Raw genomic sequence first — 18,431 nt, 5'->3', positions numbered from 1 at the left:
CCTCCGATCACTGGGCACCACCGAGGCCGGCCACGAGCCAGACGACGACGGCGATCACGAGGACGCCACCCGCCATGCCTGCCGCGTACGAGCGGACGTAGCCGCTCTGCGCCTTCCGGAACGCCGCACCGAACCACGACACGGCCTGGGGCAGGGCGCCCCAGCCGCGGTCGACGACGTCACGGTCGCCGACCTGGACCAGGCGGGCCACGCCGTGCGCGGGCTTGAGCACCAGCGTCTCGTTGGCGGCGTCCTGGTACAGGTCCCTGCGGGCCGCCCGGGTCAGGACGGAGCCGCGCGGCGCCTCCTCCGGCACGAGGGAGACCGCGTACATCCGGAACGCCAGGAGCGCCCCGAGCACCACGACCACGAGCGTGGCGGTGATGATCACGGGCACCGGCAGCACCGGTTCGTGGTGCTCGGCGTGCCCGACCACCGGCTCCAGCCAGGTGACGAACGTGCCGCCGATGCCGAGCACGGCACCCAGCGCGGCGGAACCGACGCCGAGGAACACCAAGGGCCACCACATCAGCGGCGAGCTCTCGTGCGGGTGCTGGTTCTCCGCCCAGCGCGGACGGCGTCCGCCGAACGTCATGAAGAACAGGCGGGTCATGTAGAACGCGGTGATCGCGGCGCCGAGCACCGCCACCGTGCCGAACACCCAGGCCCGCCAGGGCTGGCCCTCCACGGGCATGAAGGCCGCCTCGATGATCCCGTCCTTCGACCAGAAGCCGGAGAACGGCGGGATCCCGAGGATCGCCAGCCAGCCGAGCCCCATGGTGATCCACGTGATCGGCAGGAACCGCGACAGGCCGCCGAAGCGGCGCATGTCGGTCTGGTCGTCCATCGCGTGCATCACGGAGCCGGCGCCGAGGAACAGCCCCGCCTTGAAGAAGCCGTGCGTGAGCAGGTGGAAGATCGCGAACGCGTACCCGGCCGGGCCGAGACCCGCCGCGAGCATCATGTAGCCGATCTGGGACATCGTGGAGGCGGCCAGCGCCTTCTTGATGTCGTCCTTCGCGGTACCGACCACCGCACCGAACAGCAGGGTCACGGCACCCACGATCACCACGACGAGCTGCGCGGTGGGCGCGGCCTCGAGGATCGGGCCGGAGCGCACCATGAGGTAGACACCGGCGGTGACCATCGTGGCGGCGTGGATCAGCGCGGACACCGGCGTGGGGCCGGCCATCGCGTCACCCAGCCAGGCCTGCAGCGGGAACTGCGCCGACTTGCCGCAGGCGGCGAGCAGCAGGCAGAGGCCGATGGCTGTGGCGGTGGGTTCGGACAGCGAGCCGACGGCGTCGTCGGACAGGGTGGTACCGAAGTCCAGGGCGCCCGTCCCCGCGAACAGCAGCGCCATCGCCGCGATGAGGCCCATGTCCCCGATGCGGTTCATGACGAAGGCCTTCTTCGCCGCCACCGCGTTCTCCCGGGCGGAGGGCCGCCCCGTGTCCCAGAACCCGATGAGCAGGTAGGACGCGAGACCCACACCCTCCCAGCCCACGAAGAGCAGGAGGTAGGAGTCGGCGAGGACCAGCGTCAGCATGGCCGCGACGAACAGGTTGAGGTAGCCGAAGAACCGACGCCGGTGCGGGTCGTGGTCCATGTAGGCCACCGAGTACACGTGGATGAGCGTGCCCACGAAGGTCACGAGCATCACGAACGTCAGGGACAGCGGGTCCAGCCGGATACCGAGATCCACGTCCAGGCCGCCCGCGGACAGCCAGGTCCACAGGTGGTGGTCGATGGACCGCTCCTCGGCGGGCGTGCCGATCATGCGGAACATCAGGATGAAGCCGATGACCGCGGAGGCGGCCGAGGCCGCCACCCCGAGCCAGTGGCCCCAGCGGTCGGTGGCCTTGCCACCCAGCAGCAGGATCGCTGCGCCGATCAGCGGAAGGCCGACCAGCCAGGGGGCGAGCCCGATCACGTCGTTCACTGTCTCCCCCTCAGAGGTTCTTCATGGTGGGTGAGTCTCCGGTTCCGCTGCGGGCGAGTGCCTCGTTCCTCGGCCCGCACCCTGCGCTGCACCTCCGCCTCACCCACGGAGCAGGTTGACGTCGTCGACCGAGGCCGAGCGGCGGGTACGGAAGATCGTCACGATGATGGCGAGGCCGACGACGACCTCGGCGGCGGCGACGACCATGACGAAGAAGGCGAGCACCTGGCCCGTCAGGTCGCCGTGCATCCTGGCGAAGGTGACGAAGGCGAGGTTGGTCGCGTTGAGCATGAGCTCCACGCCCATGAACACGACGATCGCGTTGCGGCGCAGCAGCACGGTCGTCGCCCCGATGGCGAAGAGCACGGCGGCCAGGACCACGTAGTTGGTGATGTCCATCAGGCGTCCTTCTCCGACTCGGGGGCCGAGCCTGTCGTCCCGCGGGTCGAGCTTGTCGAGACCACCGCCGGGCCGGGCGGCGCAGGCCGCTCCTGCCCGCGGATGCGCAGGACACGCGACACGGACTGCGGTACCTGCTCGCCGTCCGGGCCGAGCGCCGGCGTGTCCATCGCGTTGGACCGGGCGTAGACGCCGGGCGACGGCAGCGGGGTGAGGATGACGCCGTCGGGCAGCGCCTTGATGCGCGCCTCGGCGACCGACTCCTGCGTCTGCTTCGGTGCGAGCCGGCGCCGGTGCGTCAGCACCAGCGCGCCGACCGCCGCGGTCACGAGCAGCACGCCGACGGCCTCCATGGCCAGCACGTAGTCGCCGAACAGCACGCGTGCCAGGGCCTGCGGGTTGGCGACGCCACCGGGGTCGCCTCCCTCCAGGCCACGGGCCGGCGGGAACGCGGCGTTCGCCACCACACCGCCGAGGATCGCCGCAAGGCCGATGCCGATGAGCAGACCGATCCAGCGCTGCCCCCGGATGGTCTCGGTGAGCGAGTCGGACGCGTCGACACCGACGAGCATCAGCACGAACAGGAACAGCATCATCACGGCGCCCGTGTACACCACCACCTGGACGACGCCGAGGAACGGCGCCTCCTGCGCGATGTACAGGATCGCCATGCTGACCATCACGAAGACGAGGCACATCGCCGCGTGCACTGCCCGCTTCACGAACAGCAGGCCCAGCGCGGCGAGGACCATGAGGGGGGCGATCACCCAGAACAGGACGGTCTCGCCGCCCGAGATCTCGAAGCCGGTGGGGGTCATGCGCGCGCCTCCCTGCCGGCGGCCGGACCGGTCGAGGCCCCGGCGGTGAGGTCCGCCGCGGACGTCGAGCCCGGCTCGCTGGTCTCGCGCGCACCGGTCTCGGCGACGTTCACCTGCGAACCGTCGGCCAGCACCCGTACCGAGCCGACCGAAGCGGCACCCGCCGACTTCTCGGCCGCACCGGGACCCTCCTCCGGGCGCAGCTCGTGCTGCTGCTGCGTGGGCGCCGGAGCCTTGCCCGACACCACCGCCTCTGCCGCGTCCAGCGTCGGGTCGTCCGGCCGCTGCTCGCGGACCCACTCGACCTGCGCCGCCGTCGGGCCGAGGACGTCACCGCCGTAGTAGTCGGTGTCCGTGGTTCCCTCGACCATCGGGTGGGGCGCGGCCAGCATGCCCTCGGAGAGCGGGGCCAGGAGGTCCTGCTTCTCGTAGATCATGCCGGCGCGCGTCTTGCCGGCCAGCTCGAAGTCGTTGGTCATGGTCAGCGCGCGCGTCGGGCAGGCCTCGATGCACAGCCCGCAGAAGATGCAGCGCAGATAGTTGATCTGGTAGACGGAGCCGTACCGCTCGCCGGGGCTCATGTGGGCCCCGTGGGAGTCGTCCGCGTTCACGTCCAGGCCGGCGTTCTGCGGCAGGGCCGCGTTCGACGCGCCCTCGACGTAGATCGCGTCCGCCGGGCACGCCCAGGCGCACAGCTCGCAGCCGATGCACTTCTCCAGCCCGTCGGCGTACCGGTTGAGCTGGTGGCGCCCGTGGAACCGGCGCTGGGTAGGCACCTTCTCGCGGGGGTACTGCTCCGTGACCGTGGGCTTGAACATCGACGACAGCGTCACGCCGAAGCCCGCGACGGGGGCGAACATCTCCCCGATGGGCCCCGGCTGGGGCCGCAGGGGCTGGTACTCACTCGCCTGACGCTCACTCACCGTGGACCTCCTTTCCGAACCGCTTGGACGGGGGCAGCTTCTCGCCGGGCAGCGGCGGTACCGGGAACCCGCCGGCGAAGGCGTCGACGGGCTCCTTCTCCTGGTCGGCGCCCGGTGGAGCTTCCTTCTTCTCGGGCCAGAACCACATGACCGCGATGAAGACGACGGCGGCGCCGACGATCACCGGGATGAACTGCTGGTAGGTGACGCCCTGCACGCGCTGCAGCCACTGCACGACGGCGAGCACGACGACCCAGCCGAGCGCGACCGGGATGAGGACCTTCCAGCCGAAGATCATGAACTGGTCGTAGCGCAGGCGCAGCAGCGTGCCGCGCACCCACACGAAGAAGAACATGACGCCCCAGAGCTTCACGAGGAACCAGAGGATGGGCAGCCAGCCCTCGTTCAGGGCACCGCCCAGGAACCCGTCGGGCACCGGCGCCCGCCAGCCGCCCAGGAAGAGCGTGACGGCGACGGCGGAGACGTTGAGCATGTTGATGTACTCCGCCAGGAAGAACCAGGCGAACTTCATCGACGAGTACTCGGTCATGTAGCCGGAGACGAGCTCGCCCTCGGCCTCGGGCAGGTCGAACGGCAGCCGGTTGGTCTCGCCGACCATCGAGATCACGTAGATCACGAACGCGGGAGCGAGCGGGATGAACCACCAGATCTGCGTCTGGCTGTCCACGATCTGCGACGTCGACATCGACCCCGCCATGATGAACACGCTCACCAGCGACAGGCCCATCGCGAGCTCGTAGCTGATCACCTGCGCCGTCGAGCGCACGGCGCCGAGCAGCGGGTAGGTGGAGCCGGAGGCCCAGCCGCCCAGCACGATGCCGTAGACACCGAGCGCCGCGGCGGCCAGCACGTACAGCACCGCGACGGGGAAGTCGGTGAGCTGCGCCGGGGTGGTCCAGTCGGTCCAGAAGAACGACACGCTGGGCCCGAACGGGATGACGGCGAACACCAGGAGCGAGCAGAACACCGAGATCATCGGTGCCAGCAGGTACACGAACCGGTCGGCCCGGGTGACCGTCAGGTCCTCCTTGAGCAGGAGCTTCATGGCGTCCGCGAGCGACTGCAGCAGGCCGAACGGCCCGTGCCAGTTCGGGCCGGGGCGCACCTGCATGCGCGCGACGACCTTGCGCTCGAACCAGATCGCGAAGAGCACGCTGGTCAGGAGGAACACCACGATCAGCACGGCCTTCACGATGGAGGCCCAGATGGTCTCCTGCGAGAAGTCGGCGGTCACGCCGGGTGCGGCCGCGGCCAGGATCACCGGGTTCATCGAGCGGTTCCTTCCGAGCGATCTGCGACGGCGACGGCGACCGTGACGGTGACGAGGTCGCCGGCCGCCGCGCCGAGCGTGTCGTGCACGCGGCAGCCGGCGCTGTTGAGCGGCAGCCACACGACACCGTCGACCATGCCGTCGGTGACCACGGCGGGCGCCTCGATGGCACCGCGCTGCGTGCTGACGGTGACCCGGTCGCCGTCGGCCGCACCGAAGCCGGCCGCCGTGGCGGCGGACATGCGGGCCACGGGCCGCTTGGCCGTGCCGGCGAGGAACTGCTCGCCGTCCTGGCCGCGCCCCGCGTCGAGCTGGAGCCGCCAGGTGGCGAGCACCGCCTGACCCGGACCGATGGTGGGCGGCTCGGCCGGCGCGCCGGCCTCGACCGCCAGACGGTCACCCGCCCAGGCGCTGCGCTGCGTCACGGCGATGGACAGGTGGGCGTCGGTCGGCGACGCCGCCTGCAGGTCGACGTCGAAGTGCTGGGCCAGCACGTGCAGCACGCGGTGGTCGGGCAGTGCGCTCGACTCGAGCGCGGCGCCGAAGGACCGCACGCGGCCCTCCCAGTTCCAGTACGAGCCGGCACGCTCCACGGGCGGCGCGACGGGCAGCACGATGTCGGCCCGCTCGGTCACCTCGGAGGCACGTACCTCGAGGCTCACCACGAAGCCGGCTGCGTCGAGCGCCGCACGTGCGGCGGCCGGGTCGGGCAGGTCGGCCAGCTCGACGCCGCCGACGACCGCACCGCCCAGCGTGCCGTCCGCCAGCGCCGCGAGGATGCCGGCGGTGTCCCGGCCCGGGGTCTCCGGGACCTCGGTACCCCAGGCCTGGGCGACCTCGGCGCGTGCGGCGGCGTCCGCCACCGGGCGACCGCCCGGCAGCAGGCCGGGCAGCAGGCCCGCCTCGACGCCGCCCCGCTCACCCGCACGGCGCGGGATCCACGCGAGCCGCGCGCCCGTCGCCTCAGCGAGGCCGAGAGCCGCGGCGTACGCACCGGGCGACCCCGCGAGGCGCTCGCCCACGAGGATCACGGCGCCCGGCTGGGCCAGGGCGCTGGTGTCGATGTCCGACGTCGGTGCGTCGGCCGGGGACAGACCGCCACCGAGCGTGGTGGTCAGGCTGGTCAGCCACTCGGCCTCGGTGCCGGGCGCGGCCGGCAGCAGCGTGCCGTTCATGCGGGTCAGACCACGCGTCGCGTAGGGGGCCACCGCGAAGACCTTCGTCCCGGCCTTCCCCGTGGCTCCCTTGCGCAGCCGCAGGAACGTGATGCCCGCCTCCTCCTCGGCCTCCAGGCCGACGAGCAGCACCGCGGGCGCCTGCTCGAGGTCGCCGAACGTGACACCGACGCCCGAGCCGGCCACCACGTGGGCCAGGAACGCGGCCTCCTCGGCGGAGTGCACGCGCGAGCGCTGGTCGACGTCGTTGGTACCCAGCGCCGTGCGCGCGAAGCGCGACCAGGCGAAGGCGTCCTCGACGGTGAGCCGGCCGCCGGGCAGCACTCCGACGCCGCCGTCCTGCCGGGCCTGCGTCAGGCCTGCCGCCGCGATCTCCAGGGCCTCGACCCAGGAGGCCGGCCGGAGCTCGCCGTTCTCCCGGACCAGCGGCGTGGTGATGCGGTCCGCGGAGGACTGCCAGGTGAAGGCGAAGCGGTCCTTGTCGGTGATCCACTCCTCGTTGACGACCGGGTCCTCGCCCGACAACCGGCGCAGCACCTGGCCGCGGCGGTGGTCGATGCGGATCGCGGAGCCGCAGGAGTCGTGCTCCGCGATGCTCTCGGTGCTGACCAGGTCGAAGGGGCGCCCTCGGAAGCGGTAGCCCGCGCCCGTGAGCGCACCCACCGGGCAGATCTGCACGGTGTTGCCGGAGTAGTAGGACGAGAACGGCCGGCCCGAGGTGTCGTTGGTGGCCTCACCGACCGGGCGGTCGACGGGACCGACGGGCTCGCCCGCGAACCCGAGCACCCCCTCGTCGAACCGGCCGATCTGCTGGTGCGCGCCGCGGTCCTGCAGCGCGATGAACGCGTCTCCGGCGATCTCCTCGCTGAACCGCGTGCAGCGCTGGCACAGCACGCAGCGCTCGCGGTCGAGCAGGATCTGCGTGGAGAGCGCGATCGGCTTGGGGAACGTCCGCTTGACGTCGGTGAACCGCGAGTCCGGACGGCCGTTCGACATCGCCTGGTTCTGCAGGGGGCACTCGCCGCCCTTGTCGCACACCGGGCAGTCCAGCGGGTGGTTCATGAGCAGCAGCTCCATGACGCCCTGCTGCGCCTTGTCGGCGACCGCGGAGGTGTGCTGCGTCTTGACGATCATGCCGGGCGCGACCGTCATGGTGCAGGACGCCTGCGGCTTCGGCATGGGCCGGACGTTGCCCTCCCGGTCCGGCATGGACACCTCGACGAGGCACTGCCGGCAGGCGCCGGCGGGCGCCAGGAGCGGGTGGTCGCAGAACCGGGGGATCTGGATCCCTGCCTGCTCGGCGGCCCGGATGATCAGCGTGCCCTTGGGGACGCTGATCTCCGTGCCGTCGATGGTGAAGGTGACCAGCTCGACCGGTGCGGCCTCGGTGCTGGGGTTGTTCGTGGTGACGGTCATCAGTGACCTCCCGCGCCGGCGCCCGCGAGGGCACCCGGAGTGCGTGTCTTGGGGGTGTACGCGAAGAGTGCCGACGCGCTCGGGTCGAACGGGCAGCCGTGGCCGTCGATGTGCGCCTGGTACTCCTCGCGGAACAGCTGGACGCTGGAGGTGATCGGCGAGGTGGCGCCGTCACCCAGGGCGCAGAACGCCCGGCCGAGGATGTTGTCGCACAGGTCGAGCAGCAGGTCGAGATCGCTGTCCTGCCCCTCGCCGGCCTCGATGCGGTGCAGCACCTGCTTGAGCCAGTAGGTGCCCTCGCGGCACGGCGTGCACTTGCCGCACGACTCGTGCGCGTAGAAGTCGGTCCAGCGCGACACCGCGCGGACGACGCACACCGTCTCGTCGAAGATCTGCAGCGCGCGCGTGCCGAGCATCGACCCCGCGGCGCCCACGGACTCGTAGTCGAGCGGGACGTCGAGGTGCTCGGCCGTGAAGATCGGCGTGGAGGAGCCACCCGGGGTCCAGAACTTCAGCTCGTGCCCCTGGCGCACGCCGCCCGCCAGGTCGAGCAGCTCGCGCAGCGTGATGCCGAGCGGTGCCTCGTACTGGCCGGGCTTCGTGACGTGCCCCGACAGGGAGAACAGTCCGTGGCCCTGCGACTTCTCGGTGCCCATCGAGGAGAACCAGTCGGCACCCTTCGCGACGATCGCGGGGACCGAGGCGATGGACTCCACGTTGTTCACCACCGTGGGCCGCGCATACAGACCGGCGACCGCGGGGAACGGCGGCTTGAGCCGCGGCTGGCCGCGCAGACCCTCGAGCGAGTCGAGCAGCGCCGTCTCCTCGCCGCAGATGTAGGCGCCGGCCCCGGCGTGCACCGTGACGTCGAGGTCGTAGCCCGAGCCCAGGATGTTCTTGCCCAGGTAGCCCGCCCTGTATGCCTCCTCGACGGCGTTCAGCAGCCGGCGGTAGACGTGCAGCACCTCGCCGCGCACGTAGATGAACGCGTGGTCGCAGCCGATCGCGTAGCTCGTGATCGCCACGCCCTCGATCAGGTGCTGCGGGCTGGCGAGCATGAGCGGGATGTCCTTGCAGGTGCCCGGCTCGGACTCGTCGGCGTTGACGACGAGGTAGCGCGGACCGCCGTCGGGCGGGGGGAGGAAGCCCCACTTCATGCCCGTGGGGAAGCCGGCGCCGCCGCGGCCGCGGAGGCCGGAGTCCTTCACGGCCTGCACCAGGTCGGCGGGCTCCGTCTTCAGGGCCTTCTTGAGGCCGGCGTAGCCGCCGGCGCGCTCATAGGTCGCCAGGCGCCACGAGCGGTCCTTGTCCCACGTGTCGGTCAGTACCGGTGTGAGGGTCACTTCGCGTCCTCTCCGGGCTTCTTGTCCTTGCCGACCTGGGTGTCCGACGGCGTCGTGGGCGGGCGTTCCGCGCTCGACCCGGGCTCGCCCGTGATGGTCTCGCCCCGCTTGTCGGGCTCGGAGTCCGGGCCCTCGGGCGCCGTCCAGCCGCGTTCGCGGGCGATCCGCAGGCCGGCGAGCGTCGGCTCACCCGTGCCGGCGTCCTCGTCGGCGCGGCCGTCGTTGAACCCGGCCAGGACCCGGCTCATCTGCTTGAACGAGCACACCGACGCCGCGCCCCGGGTCGGGGCGACGTCCTCGCCGAGGCGCAGCCGGTCCGCGAGCGCCGTCGCCGTCTCGGGCGTCTGGTTGTCGAAGAACTCCCAGTTGACCATCACGACGGGGGCGTAGTCGCAGGCGGCGTTGCACTCGACGCGCTCGAGGGTGATCGCGCCGTCGTCCGTCGTCTCGTCGTGCCCGACGCCGAGGTGCTCGCTCAGCTCGTCGAAGATCGCGTCGCCGCCCATCACCGCGCACAGCGTGTTCGTGCACACGCCGACGGTGTAGGTGCCGTTGGGGTGGCGCTTGTACTGGGTGTAGAAGGTGGCGACCGCCGAGACCTCGGCGGCGGTGATGCCGAGCATCTCGGCACAGAACAGGATGCCGTCCCGGCTCACGTAGCCGTCGACCGACTGCACGAGGTGCAGCATCGGCAGCAGGCCGGAGCGAGGGTTCGGGTAGCGCTCCATGATCGCCGTGGCGTCGGCGGTCAGCGCGGCCAGGGTGTCCGCGTCGTAGCGGGTCCTCGTCGCGGTCTCGACCGGTTCTGCGGTCATCGGTCCACACCTCCCAGCACGGGGTCCAGCGACGCGACGGCGACGACGACGTCGGCCACCTGGCCGCCCTCGCACATCACGGACACGCCCTGGAGGTTGTTGAACGAGGGGTCGCGGAAGTGCGCGCGGTAGGGGCGGGTGCCGCCGTCGGACACGACGTGCACGCCCAGCTCCCCCCGCGGGTGCTCCACGGTCTGCCACGCCTGGCCGACGGGGACGCGGAAGCCCTCGGTGACCAGCTTGAAGTGGTGGATCAGGGCCTCCATGGAGGTGCCCATGATCTTCTTGATGTGCTCCAGCGAGTTGCCCTGGCCGTCGCCGCCGACCGCGAGCTGGGCCGGCCAGGCGATCTTCTTGTCGGCCACCATGACCGGCTCGCCCTCGGTGCGGTCGAGCCGCTCCAGGGCCTGCTCGACGATCTTGAGGGACTGGTAGCACTCCTCGACGCGGAGCACCACGCGGTCGTAGCAGTCGGCACCCTTCGAGGTGGGGACGTCGAAGTCGTACGTCTCGTAGCCGCAGTACGGGTTGTCCTTGCGGACGTCGTACGGCAGGCCGGTGGAGCGCAGCACCGGGCCGGTCATCGCGAGCGCCATGCACCCGGAGAGGTTGAGCACGCCGACGCCGGTCAGGCGCGCCTTGAAGATCGGGTTGGCGAGCATGAGGTCGCTCAGCTGCTTGAGGTAGCCGCGCACGTTCGTGAGCGCCGCGCGGGCCTGCGTGGTGAACCCCTCGGGCACGTCGACGGCGACACCGCCGGGCCGGATGTACGCGTGGTTCATGCGCAGGCCGGTCACGGCCTCGAAGAGACGCAGGATCTCCTCGCGGGCGGTGAACCCGATGGTCATCACGGTGGTGGCGCCCATCTCGTTGCCGCCGGTGCCGAGGCAGACGAGGTGGGAGGCGATGCGGTTGAGCTCCATCATCAGGACGCGGATCACGGAGGCGCGCTCGGGCACGTCGTCGGTGATGCCGAGGAGCTTCTCCACCGCGAGGCAGTAGGCGGCCTCCTGGAACAGGGGCGCCACGTAGTCCATGCGGGTGCAGAACGTGGTGCCCTGCGTCCACGTCCGGAACTCCATGTTCTTCTCGATGCCCGTGTGCAGGTAGCCGATGCCGGCGCGGGCCTCGGTGACGGTCTCGCCGTCGATCTCCAGCATCAGGCGCAGCACGCCGTGCGTGGACGGGTGCTGCGGACCCATGTTGACGACGATCCGCTCCTCGCCGATCGCCTCGCGCGCGATGTCGTCCCAGTCGCCGTCGCCGTACGCCTCGAAGGCGCGCACCGTGGACGCCATGTCCTCGTTCCCGGCGGGCCTGGTCGCATGCGGCGCGTGCGGCCGGTGGTCTGTCGGAGCGCTCATGAGTAGCTCCTCCTCGTGTCCGGCGGGGGCACCGTGGCCCCCTTGTACTCGACGGGGATGCCGCCGAGCGGGTAGTCCTTGCGCTGCGGGTGGCCGACCCAGTCGTCCGGCATCTCGATGCGGGTCAGGGCGGGGTGGCCGTCGAAGACGATCCCGAAGAAGTCGAACGTCTCGCGCTCGTGCCAGTCGTTCGACGGGTACACGGACGTGGTCGACGGGATGTGCGGGTCGTCGTCGGGCGCCGCGACCTCGAGCCGCAGCCGGCGCGAGTGCGTGATCGAGGCCAGGTGGTAGACCGCGTGCAGCTCCCGGCCGGTGTCGTGCGGGAAGTGCACGCCGCTCACCCCGAGCGACAGCTCGAACCGCAGGTCCTGGTCGTCACGGAGGGCCTGGCAGACGGCGACGAGGTGCTCGCGGGCGACGTCGATCGTCAGCTCCGCCTGCTGCGCCTCCGCGCTGTCGGCGCCGTGCAGGTCGACGACCACCTTCTCGATCGCTGCCTCCGGCGGCACGCCCGCCTCGGTCAGCACCTCGGTCAGCACGTCGACCACCTGGTCGAACCAGCTCCCGTACGGGCGGGGCGACGCGGCGGGCATCGCCACCGGGGTGACCAGGCCGCCGTAGCCGGACGTGTCGCCCGGCCCGTCGGCGCCGAACATGCCGCGCTTCACCTCGACGATCTCGAGCGTGGACGCGCCCTCGGGCGGCTGAACCGTCTCGGCCACCGCTTTCTGGTCGCCGCCCGGCGTGACGTCGCTCATCGCAGCAGCCCCTTCATCTCGAAGGTGGGCGTGGCCTCCATGGCTGCCGCCTCCGCGGCACGCGCGGCCTCGACCCGGTTCACGCCGAGCGGCGCGTTCTGGATCTGGTCGTGCAGCCCGAGGATCGCGTTGATCAGCATCTCCGGCCGCGGCGGACAGCCGGGCAGGTAGATGTCGACCGGGATCACGTGGTCGACACCCTGCACGATCGCGTAGTTGTTGAACATCCCGCCGGACGACGCGCAGACACCCATCGAGAGCACCCACTTGGGCTCGCTCATCTGGTCGTACACCTGGCGCACCACCGGGGCCATCTTCTGGCTCACCCGGCCCGCGACGATCATCAGGTCGGCCTGGCGCGGCGACGCACGGAACACCTCCATGCCGAACCGCGACAGGTCGAACCGCGACGCACCCGCCGCCATCATCTCGATGGCACAGCAGGCCAGGCCGAACGTGACCGGCCACACCGAAGCCTTGCGCAGGTACCCGGCGAGATCCTCGATCGTCGTCAGCAGGAAACCTGACGGCGCTTCCTCGACACCCATGTCCCCTCCTTGCTGCCGGGACCCGCCCGGCGTCGCTGCCCGGCGCCGTCAGGCGCCGCGCGTGAAGTCGCTTGCTTGCTCAGACCCAGTCGAAACCGCCGCGGCGCCACTCGTAGACGAACGGCACGGTGATCAGCGCCAGGAACGCCAGCATCGCCACCAGCCCGAACGTCGCGAGCGTCGTGAAGTCCACGGCCCACGGGTAGAGGAAGACGACCTCGATGTCGAAGACGATGAATGTCATCGCCACCAGGTAGTACTTGATCGGCAGCCGCCCGCCGCCCACCGCGTGCGGGGTCGGCTCGATGCCGCACTCGTACGAGTCGAGCTTGGCGCGGTTGTACCGCTTGGGGCCGATGACGGCGCTCGCGGCGACGCCACCGAGCGCCAGGACGGCCCCGATCGCCATGAGGATCAGGATCGGTACGTAGGGGTTCATGCTGTGCCCTTCGTGGACGACGTGCCCTTCGGATGCGTGATGCGCTGCGTGCGACTGCTCATGAGCTCGGGACCACCCTGGTCAGACCCGCGATGACGCGATCGATCCAGTCGCCGCCCTGCGGCTCGTAGCAGTCGGACAGGAGCTTGAGCGTGAACTGCATGACCACCTTGCGGGGCAGTCCGTACCGGACGCAGAGCCGCATGATCTCGGGGTGCTCGATGAGCCGCACGAACCAGCGGCCCAGCGTGTAGTAGCCGCCGAGGTCCGCGCGCATGCGGTCGGCGTAGGTACCGAGCGTGGCCTCGCGGGCCGAGTCGGTGCTCTGGTGGCGGGCCTGGCTGATCGCCTCGGCGGCGACCCGGCCGGCCTGCAGCCCGTAGGCGATGCCCTCGCCGTTGAACGGGCTCACCATGCCGGCGGAGTCGCCGGCCAGGAGCACGCCGTCCGCGTACAGCGGGCCGCGGTTGTAGCCCATCGGCAGAGCCGCACCGCGGATCGGGCCGCGCTCCGGCTCGTGCACCAGGTCCCAGCCCTCCGGCGCGCTCTTGGCCAGCCAGGTCTCCATGAGGCGCCGGTAGTCGATGCCCGCCGCCGACTGCCTGGCGGGGGTGGAGTGGACGCTGCCGAGGCCCACGTTCACCGTGCCGTCACCGAGCGGGAAGATCCAGCCGTAGCCCGGGAGCAGGTCGCTCTTGCCGGGCTCGCCGTCCCACAGCTCGAGGTGGGACTCCATGAACGGGTCCTCGTGCCGCGGTGTGCGGTAGTACGCGCGGACGGCGGTGCCCATCGGGCGGTCGTCGCGGCGCTCGCGCCCGATCGCGAGCGAGAAGCGGGAGCTGACGCCGTCGGCAGCCACCACCACGGGGGCGCGCAGCTCGGTGACCGGGCCGTCGGCGCGGCCGCGCGGGTCGAGCGGCTGGGCGGTGACACCGACCACCCGCCCGTCGTCGTCGCGGAGCGGTCCGGTGACCTTGGTGCGCTCGAGCAGCTTGGCGCCGCTGGCCTGCGCGTGCTGGGCCAGGGTGTGGTCCAGCGTCATCCGGGCGCGGGCCATGCCGTAGCCCGGGTAGGTCGTGAGGGTCGGCCAGTCCAGCTCGTAGGAGCGACCTCCGCCGTGGACGCGCAGGCCGCGGTTGCGGATCCAGCCGTCCTCCTCGCGGGTGGGGACGCCCATGCGGACCAGCTCGGCCACGGCGCGCGGCGTCAGGCCGTCGCCGCAGATCTTGTCCCGCGGGAACTCGCCCTTCTCCAGCAGGAGCACGTCGAGGCCCGCGGCGGCGCACCAGTGCGCGGTGGACGACCCGGCCGGGCCGGCGCCCACCACGATGACGTCCGCGTCGTCGCGTCTTGCAGTTCGCACGTTCACCCCCGTTGGGAACCCGCAGCCGGTCGGTGCTGACCATGCTGTGCGGGATTCGACAGGGCTTCACGACAAGCCCTTGTGAACCCTGTCACAACACCGACACCCTAGCCACACTTAGGGGGGATTGTGTAGGAAGGTTCCCCTTACTTTGCGGTCGACGCCGCGCGCCAGGGCTCACGTCCTCGGAGGAGGTCACGGGCCAGTGCGCGCCAGGGGATGATGAAGACGAACGGGACCGCGAAGGAGAAGGCGAACAGGGTCTCGGAGGCCTCCGTGGTCAGGCCGCCGCTCCACAGCATCGGCACCGCGACCACGAGCACCCAGATCGCCTTCCACAGCACCTCGAACACGAGCATGGCGGCCATCCGCACCGGAGCGAACAACCCGACGACCGAGAGCAGCTGCAGAGCGCACAGCACGGCGTCGAAGGTGCCTTCGATCAGTGGCCGGTCGAACCCGGACGTGAGCAGCCGTGGCCAGGCGACGAGGGCGAGCCCCACCACCATGAGCAGATAGCAGGCACGCATCAGGTTGCGCCGCAGGGGTGTGATCGTGTCGATCGTCGCCGACCTGGTCGAGGTATCCATGCGGCCAGTCTTGTCCCGGTGTCCCGGCACCGGAATGATCCGCTGTGTCAGGGTCCCTGATCCTGCGGGTCAGGAGTCTCCGGGACCCCGATCCGAGGAGGAGCACACGGTGCGACGAGCGACGATAGCGGCCGGTCTGGTCGCCGGGCTGCTCACCTACGCCGAGGCGCACGGCGCCGACGCCGACGCCCTCGCCGCGGCCTCCGGCCTGTCGCGTGCGCGGCTGCGTGACCCCGACGAGCGCGTCCCGCTGCCGCGCTACCTGGAGCTCCTGCGCGCGGCCCGTGTCGCTCTGGACGACGAGGCCCTGGCGCTCCACCACGGGGCCGAGGTCGCGATGGCGGACGTCTCGATCGTCGGTCTGATCATGGAGGCCGCCCCCGACATGGCCACCGCCCTGCACCAGCTCCAGCGGTACGGACGGCTCGCGCTGGAGATCGACACGGGCGACGACGGTCCGCGGTTCGAGGCCGAACGCTCCGGGGACCGGCTGCTGCTGGTCGAGCGCCGACCGGTGGGACCGGGGCCCGAGCTGTCCGAGGAGGCCGTCGCGCGCCTGGTCTGCGGTCCGCGGCGGTTCCTGGACCGGTCCCACGTGCTGCGCGTGGACCTCACCCGCGAGACACCGGAGCGCCCGGACGAGTACGAGCGCGTGCTGGGCTGCCCCGTCCGGTTCGCCGCCCCGCGCACCGCGATCGAGCTCCACCCCGAGGTGGGTTCCTGGCCGGTGGCGCGGCACCCCCGCTACGTCTTCGGTGTCCTGCGGGAGAAAGGGGACGCGCTGCTGGCCCGGCGTCCGCCACCGGAGACCTTCCACGAGCGGGTGGAGGACCTCGTGCGCACGGTGGTGCACGAGGGAGAGGTCAGCGCGGACGCCGTGGCGGCCCGGCTCCACTGCAGCCGCTCGACGCTGTTCCGTCGGCTCCGTGCCGAGGGCACCGGTTTTCGGCAGGTCGTCGACGACGTGCGCCGGGAGCTCGCGACCGACTACCTGCGGGCGGGCCGGACGTCCGTGGGCGAGGTCGCCTACCTCGTGGGGTTCTCGGACGCCGCCTCCTTCTCGCGGACGTTCCGGCGGTGGACGGGGCAGCCGCCCGGCCGGTTCCGGGAGACCGCCGCCGCCGGCGCGGGATGACGGGTCCTGCTCAGATGACGGGTCCTGCTCGGGGACCGGGCGGGGCCGAGGGCCGTGTACCGGCGATCCCCGCGGTGTGGGCGGCGATCGCGAGCTGGGTGCGGTTCTCCAGGCCCAGCTTGGTCAGGGCGCTCGAGATGTGCGCCTTGACCGAACCGTGCGACAGGTACAGCCGGCGGGCGATCTCGGCGTTGCCGAGGCCCTCGGCGACGGCGGCCGCGACCTGCCGCTCCCGGTCCGTGAGCGGTGCGAGGCTGTCCGCTCCGGCCTCCGTCGCGGCGCCGGACGTCGCGGCGCCGGCACCCGCCCGGGCGGCCCCGACATCCCCTGACGTGTCGGCCACGTGATCGATCAGCCGCCGCAGCACGGCGGGCGACACGGTCGGCTCGCCGTCGGCCGCCGAACGGATCGCCCGGACGATGTCGGCCGGCGGGGTGTGCTTGAGCAGGAACCCCGACGCACCGGCGCGCACAGCGTCGAGGACCACCGGCTCCGCGTCGAACGTGGTCAGCACGATCACCGCGGGTTGCGGGACGTCCGGAGCCCTCCGGAGGTCGCGGAGCGCGGCGACACCGTCGAGCCGCGGCATGCGGAGGTCCAGCAGCACGACGTCCGGCGTCGCCTCGCGCACCAGGTCGACCAGCCCGTCGCCGTCGTCCGCGTCACCGACCACGTCGATGCCCGGCGCTCCGGCGAGCATCAGGCGCAGCCCCTGGAGGACCAGCGCGTCGTCGTCCACCAGCACGACCCGGACCGGCGTCATGCGCGGTCCCACGGCAGGTACGCGGCCAGGCGGAACGCACCGTCGCGGACGCCGTGCTCGAACCGGCCGCCGTCCAGCCGGACCCGTTCGGCCAGCCCGACCAGCCCCGCACCGATGCCGGGGATCTCGCTCGCGGTCACCCCGACCGGCAGCACGTTGGCCACCTCGACGCGCACCTGCCCGTCGCCCGGGCCGACGTCGACGGTGACGACCGCCCCGGCCGCGTGCTTGCGAGCGTTCGTCAACCCTTCCTGCACCAACCGGTAGACCGTGCGCTGCACGTTGTCCGGGAGCTCGGCGAGCGGTTCGAGGTCCAGCCGCGCGCTGACCCGCTGCCCGGCGCCCTGTGCCTCGTCCACCAGCTGCGGGACGTCCCGGAGCAGCGGCTGCGGGCGCTCGGGTGGAGCGTCCGGCGCCTTCTCGGGCGCGGTGCCCGTCGCCGCGGGGCTCCGCAGCACCACCAGCACCTGCCGCAGCTCCTCGACGGCCAGGTGCGCGTTGTGCCGGATCACCGCCGCCGCCGCGCGCACCTCGTCGAGCGTGGGCGGCGCCTCACCCGCCGTGCGGTACTCCAGCGCCCCGGCGTGCACCGAGAGCAACGAGACCCGGTGGGCCAGCACGTCGTGCATCTCGCGGGCGATGCGTTCTCGCTCCACCCGGCGCGCTCCCTCGAGCCGTGCCGCCGCCAGCGCCCGCTCCCGCGCGGCCTCGGCGTGCAGGCCCTCCAGCACGAGCCGTCTGGACCGCGCGAGCAGCCCGAGGCTGAGCGCCAGGAGGTGCAGGAGCGTGATCACGATCAGGTACGACGGCCAGTCCACCCCCGGGATGGGAAAGAGAGCGTGGTACGGGATCGCCGCCGCGAGGTACCCGACGACGAGCGGTACCGAGACCTGGGGGCGCAGGTGGGCCGCCATCCGGTAGATGACGACGACGACGGCGAATGCCGCGCTCGCGGACAGCGCCGCCGGCACGAAGACCACCAGACCGACCGCCAGCGGGTGGCTGCGGGTCCACCAGAGCGCACAGCAGGACAGGATGCCCATGGCGTAATCCCAGGGCAGGAACCAGTCCGGGATCCCCGGTGTCAGGTCCCGCGCCGGGTCCAGGTACGAGGCCCAGACCAGGAGCGCGAGGACGAACAGCAGGCAGTCCACGACCCACTGGACGCCGGTCCGCGGCGCCCGTAACGGGCTCAGCCCGGCGAGCGCGGACCGCCGTCCGCCCGCGACCGGGAGTGCCTCGCTGACCATGCGTCGAGAATAGGTACCCGCCGCGTGCCACGGCCACGGATCGGGGCAGGTCTGGCCGATCGGCCAGACCCCGCGCCACGGCGATGGCCGATCAGC

The 18,431-nt window shown here is 71.7% G+C and carries 17 protein-coding genes; 1 reads left to right on the top strand and 16 read right to left on the bottom strand.

Going from position 1 to position 18,431, the window contains the following annotated elements; all coding sequences use genetic code 11:
• Nucleotides 1-7 precede the first annotated feature (7 nt).
• The 14 genes from nuoL to LUM46_RS24925 form a co-directional block, all read right to left on the bottom strand.
• Nucleotides 8-1,933, bottom strand: coding sequence for an NADH-quinone oxidoreductase subunit L (gene nuoL / locus LUM46_RS24990; RefSeq protein ID WP_274997939.1), 1,926 nt, complete (start codon nt 1,931-1,933; stop codon nt 8-10).
• A 108-nt stretch (nt 1,934-2,041) separates the two neighbouring features.
• Complete coding sequence (gene nuoK / locus LUM46_RS24985) at nt 2,042-2,341, bottom strand: NADH-quinone oxidoreductase subunit NuoK (protein WP_253876018.1); 300 nt, start codon at nt 2,339-2,341, stop codon at nt 2,042-2,044.
• Entirely contained in the window at nt 2,341-3,159 is an 819-nt protein-coding gene (locus LUM46_RS24980; protein ID WP_274997808.1) for an NADH-quinone oxidoreductase subunit J, read from the bottom strand. The genes nuoK and LUM46_RS24980 overlap by 1 nt, the downstream gene beginning before the upstream one ends.
• Entirely contained in the window at nt 3,156-4,082 is a 927-nt protein-coding gene (gene nuoI, locus LUM46_RS26785) for an NADH-quinone oxidoreductase subunit NuoI (RefSeq protein ID WP_374726945.1), read from the bottom strand. Before nuoI ends, LUM46_RS24980 begins: the two co-directional genes overlap by 4 nt.
• Nucleotides 4,075-5,373, bottom strand: a complete 1,299-nt coding sequence (gene nuoH / locus LUM46_RS24970) for an NADH-quinone oxidoreductase subunit NuoH (protein WP_274997807.1) — start codon at nt 5,371-5,373, stop codon at nt 4,075-4,077. Before nuoH ends, nuoI begins: the two co-directional genes overlap by 8 nt.
• The gene (locus tag LUM46_RS24965) at nt 5,370-7,964 is read right to left on the bottom strand and encodes an NADH-quinone oxidoreductase subunit G (RefSeq protein WP_274997805.1); all 2,595 of its coding nucleotides are present in this window, start codon (nt 7,962-7,964) and stop codon (nt 5,370-5,372) included. Before LUM46_RS24965 ends, nuoH begins: the two co-directional genes overlap by 4 nt.
• Nucleotides 7,964-9,307 carry an NADH-quinone oxidoreductase subunit NuoF gene (nuoF, locus tag LUM46_RS24960; RefSeq protein ID WP_274997804.1) on the bottom strand — a complete coding sequence of 448 codons (1,344 nt, stop codon included), beginning with the start codon at nt 9,305-9,307 and terminating at the stop codon, nt 7,964-7,966. Before nuoF ends, LUM46_RS24965 begins: the two co-directional genes overlap by 1 nt.
• Entirely contained in the window at nt 9,304-10,122 is an 819-nt protein-coding gene (nuoE, locus tag LUM46_RS24955) for an NADH-quinone oxidoreductase subunit NuoE (protein ID WP_274997803.1), read from the bottom strand. Before nuoE ends, nuoF begins: the two co-directional genes overlap by 4 nt.
• Nucleotides 10,119-11,420: an NADH-quinone oxidoreductase subunit D gene (locus tag LUM46_RS24950; RefSeq protein WP_374727007.1), complete on the bottom strand. Its 1,302-nt coding sequence runs from the start codon at nt 11,418-11,420 to the stop codon at nt 10,119-10,121. Before LUM46_RS24950 ends, nuoE begins: the two co-directional genes overlap by 4 nt.
• Before the next feature lie 62 nt (nt 11,421-11,482).
• Nucleotides 11,483-12,247 carry an NADH-quinone oxidoreductase subunit C gene (locus tag LUM46_RS24945; protein WP_274997801.1) on the bottom strand — a complete coding sequence of 255 codons (765 nt, stop codon included), beginning with the start codon at nt 12,245-12,247 and terminating at the stop codon, nt 11,483-11,485.
• Nucleotides 12,244-12,795 carry a NuoB/complex I 20 kDa subunit family protein gene (locus LUM46_RS24940; protein ID WP_274997800.1) on the bottom strand — a complete coding sequence of 184 codons (552 nt, stop codon included), beginning with the start codon at nt 12,793-12,795 and terminating at the stop codon, nt 12,244-12,246. The genes LUM46_RS24945 and LUM46_RS24940 overlap by 4 nt, the downstream gene beginning before the upstream one ends.
• Nucleotides 12,796-12,874: 79 nt before the next feature.
• Nucleotides 12,875-13,234: an NADH-quinone oxidoreductase subunit A gene (locus LUM46_RS24935; RefSeq protein WP_253876038.1), complete on the bottom strand. Its 360-nt coding sequence runs from the start codon at nt 13,232-13,234 to the stop codon at nt 12,875-12,877.
• A gap of 58 nt (nt 13,235-13,292) precedes the next feature.
• Nucleotides 13,293-14,597: a geranylgeranyl reductase family protein gene (locus LUM46_RS24930; RefSeq protein ID WP_274997798.1), complete on the bottom strand. Its 1,305-nt coding sequence runs from the start codon at nt 14,595-14,597 to the stop codon at nt 13,293-13,295.
• Between the two features lie 146 nt (nt 14,598-14,743).
• Nucleotides 14,744-15,187, bottom strand: a complete 444-nt coding sequence (locus LUM46_RS24925; RefSeq protein ID WP_274997796.1) for a hypothetical protein — start codon at nt 15,185-15,187, stop codon at nt 14,744-14,746.
• A gap of 109 nt (nt 15,188-15,296) precedes the next feature.
• Here LUM46_RS24925 and LUM46_RS24920 point away from each other — a divergent pair, with 109 nt between their 5' ends.
• Nucleotides 15,297-16,322, top strand: a complete 1,026-nt coding sequence (locus LUM46_RS24920) for a helix-turn-helix transcriptional regulator (RefSeq protein ID WP_274997795.1) — start codon at nt 15,297-15,299, stop codon at nt 16,320-16,322.
• A gap of 10 nt (nt 16,323-16,332) precedes the next feature.
• On the opposite strand, the gene LUM46_RS24915 is transcribed toward LUM46_RS24920, so the two are convergent.
• On the bottom strand, nt 16,333-17,085 hold the full coding sequence (locus tag LUM46_RS24915; protein WP_274997794.1) for a response regulator: 753 nt from the start codon (nt 17,083-17,085) through the stop codon (nt 16,333-16,335).
• Nucleotides 17,082-18,335: a sensor histidine kinase gene (locus tag LUM46_RS24910; RefSeq protein WP_274997793.1), complete on the bottom strand. Its 1,254-nt coding sequence runs from the start codon at nt 18,333-18,335 to the stop codon at nt 17,082-17,084. Before LUM46_RS24910 ends, LUM46_RS24915 begins: the two co-directional genes overlap by 4 nt.
• Between the last annotated feature and the right edge of the window lie 96 nt (nt 18,336-18,431).

Origin of the sequence: Promicromonospora iranensis (genome assembly GCF_028994805.1) — a bacterium.
In the GTDB taxonomy this organism is placed as follows: domain Bacteria; phylum Actinomycetota; class Actinomycetes; order Actinomycetales; family Cellulomonadaceae; genus Promicromonospora; species Promicromonospora iranensis.
This window is presented reverse-complemented; position numbering and strand designations above follow the sequence as displayed.

Bases quoted from the DNA above. Each gene is read 5' to 3' on its own strand.
- nuoK (WP_253876018.1), bottom strand. From the start codon at position 2,341: ATGGACATCACCAACTACGTGGTCCTGGCCGCCGTGCTCTTCGCCATC.
- LUM46_RS24980 (WP_274997808.1), bottom strand. From the start codon at position 3,159: ATGACCCCCACCGGCTTCGAGATCTCGGGCGGCGAGACCGTCCTGTTC.
- nuoH (WP_274997807.1), bottom strand. From the start codon at position 5,373: ATGAACCCGGTGATCCTGGCCGCGGCCGCACCCGGCGTGACCGCCGAC.
- LUM46_RS24965 (WP_274997805.1), bottom strand. From the start codon at position 7,964: ATGACCGTCACCACGAACAACCCCAGCACCGAGGCCGCACCGGTCGAG.
- nuoE (WP_274997803.1), bottom strand. From the start codon at position 10,122: ATGACCGCAGAACCGGTCGAGACCGCGACGAGGACCCGCTACGACGCG.
- LUM46_RS24950 (WP_374727007.1), bottom strand. From the start codon at position 11,420: ATGGCGTCCACGGTGCGCGCCTTCGAGGCGTACGGCGACGGCGACTGG.
- LUM46_RS24945 (WP_274997801.1), bottom strand. From the start codon at position 12,247: ATGAGCGACGTCACGCCGGGCGGCGACCAGAAAGCGGTGGCCGAGACG.
- LUM46_RS24940 (WP_274997800.1), bottom strand. From the start codon at position 12,795: ATGGGTGTCGAGGAAGCGCCGTCAGGTTTCCTGCTGACGACGATCGAG.
- LUM46_RS24935 (WP_253876038.1), bottom strand. From the start codon at position 13,234: ATGAACCCCTACGTACCGATCCTGATCCTCATGGCGATCGGGGCCGTC.
- LUM46_RS24925 (WP_274997796.1), bottom strand. From the start codon at position 15,187: ATGGATACCTCGACCAGGTCGGCGACGATCGACACGATCACACCCCTG.
- LUM46_RS24915 (WP_274997794.1), bottom strand. From the start codon at position 17,085: ATGACGCCGGTCCGGGTCGTGCTGGTGGACGACGACGCGCTGGTCCTC.
- LUM46_RS24910 (WP_274997793.1), bottom strand. From the start codon at position 18,335: ATGGTCAGCGAGGCACTCCCGGTCGCGGGCGGACGGCGGTCCGCGCTC.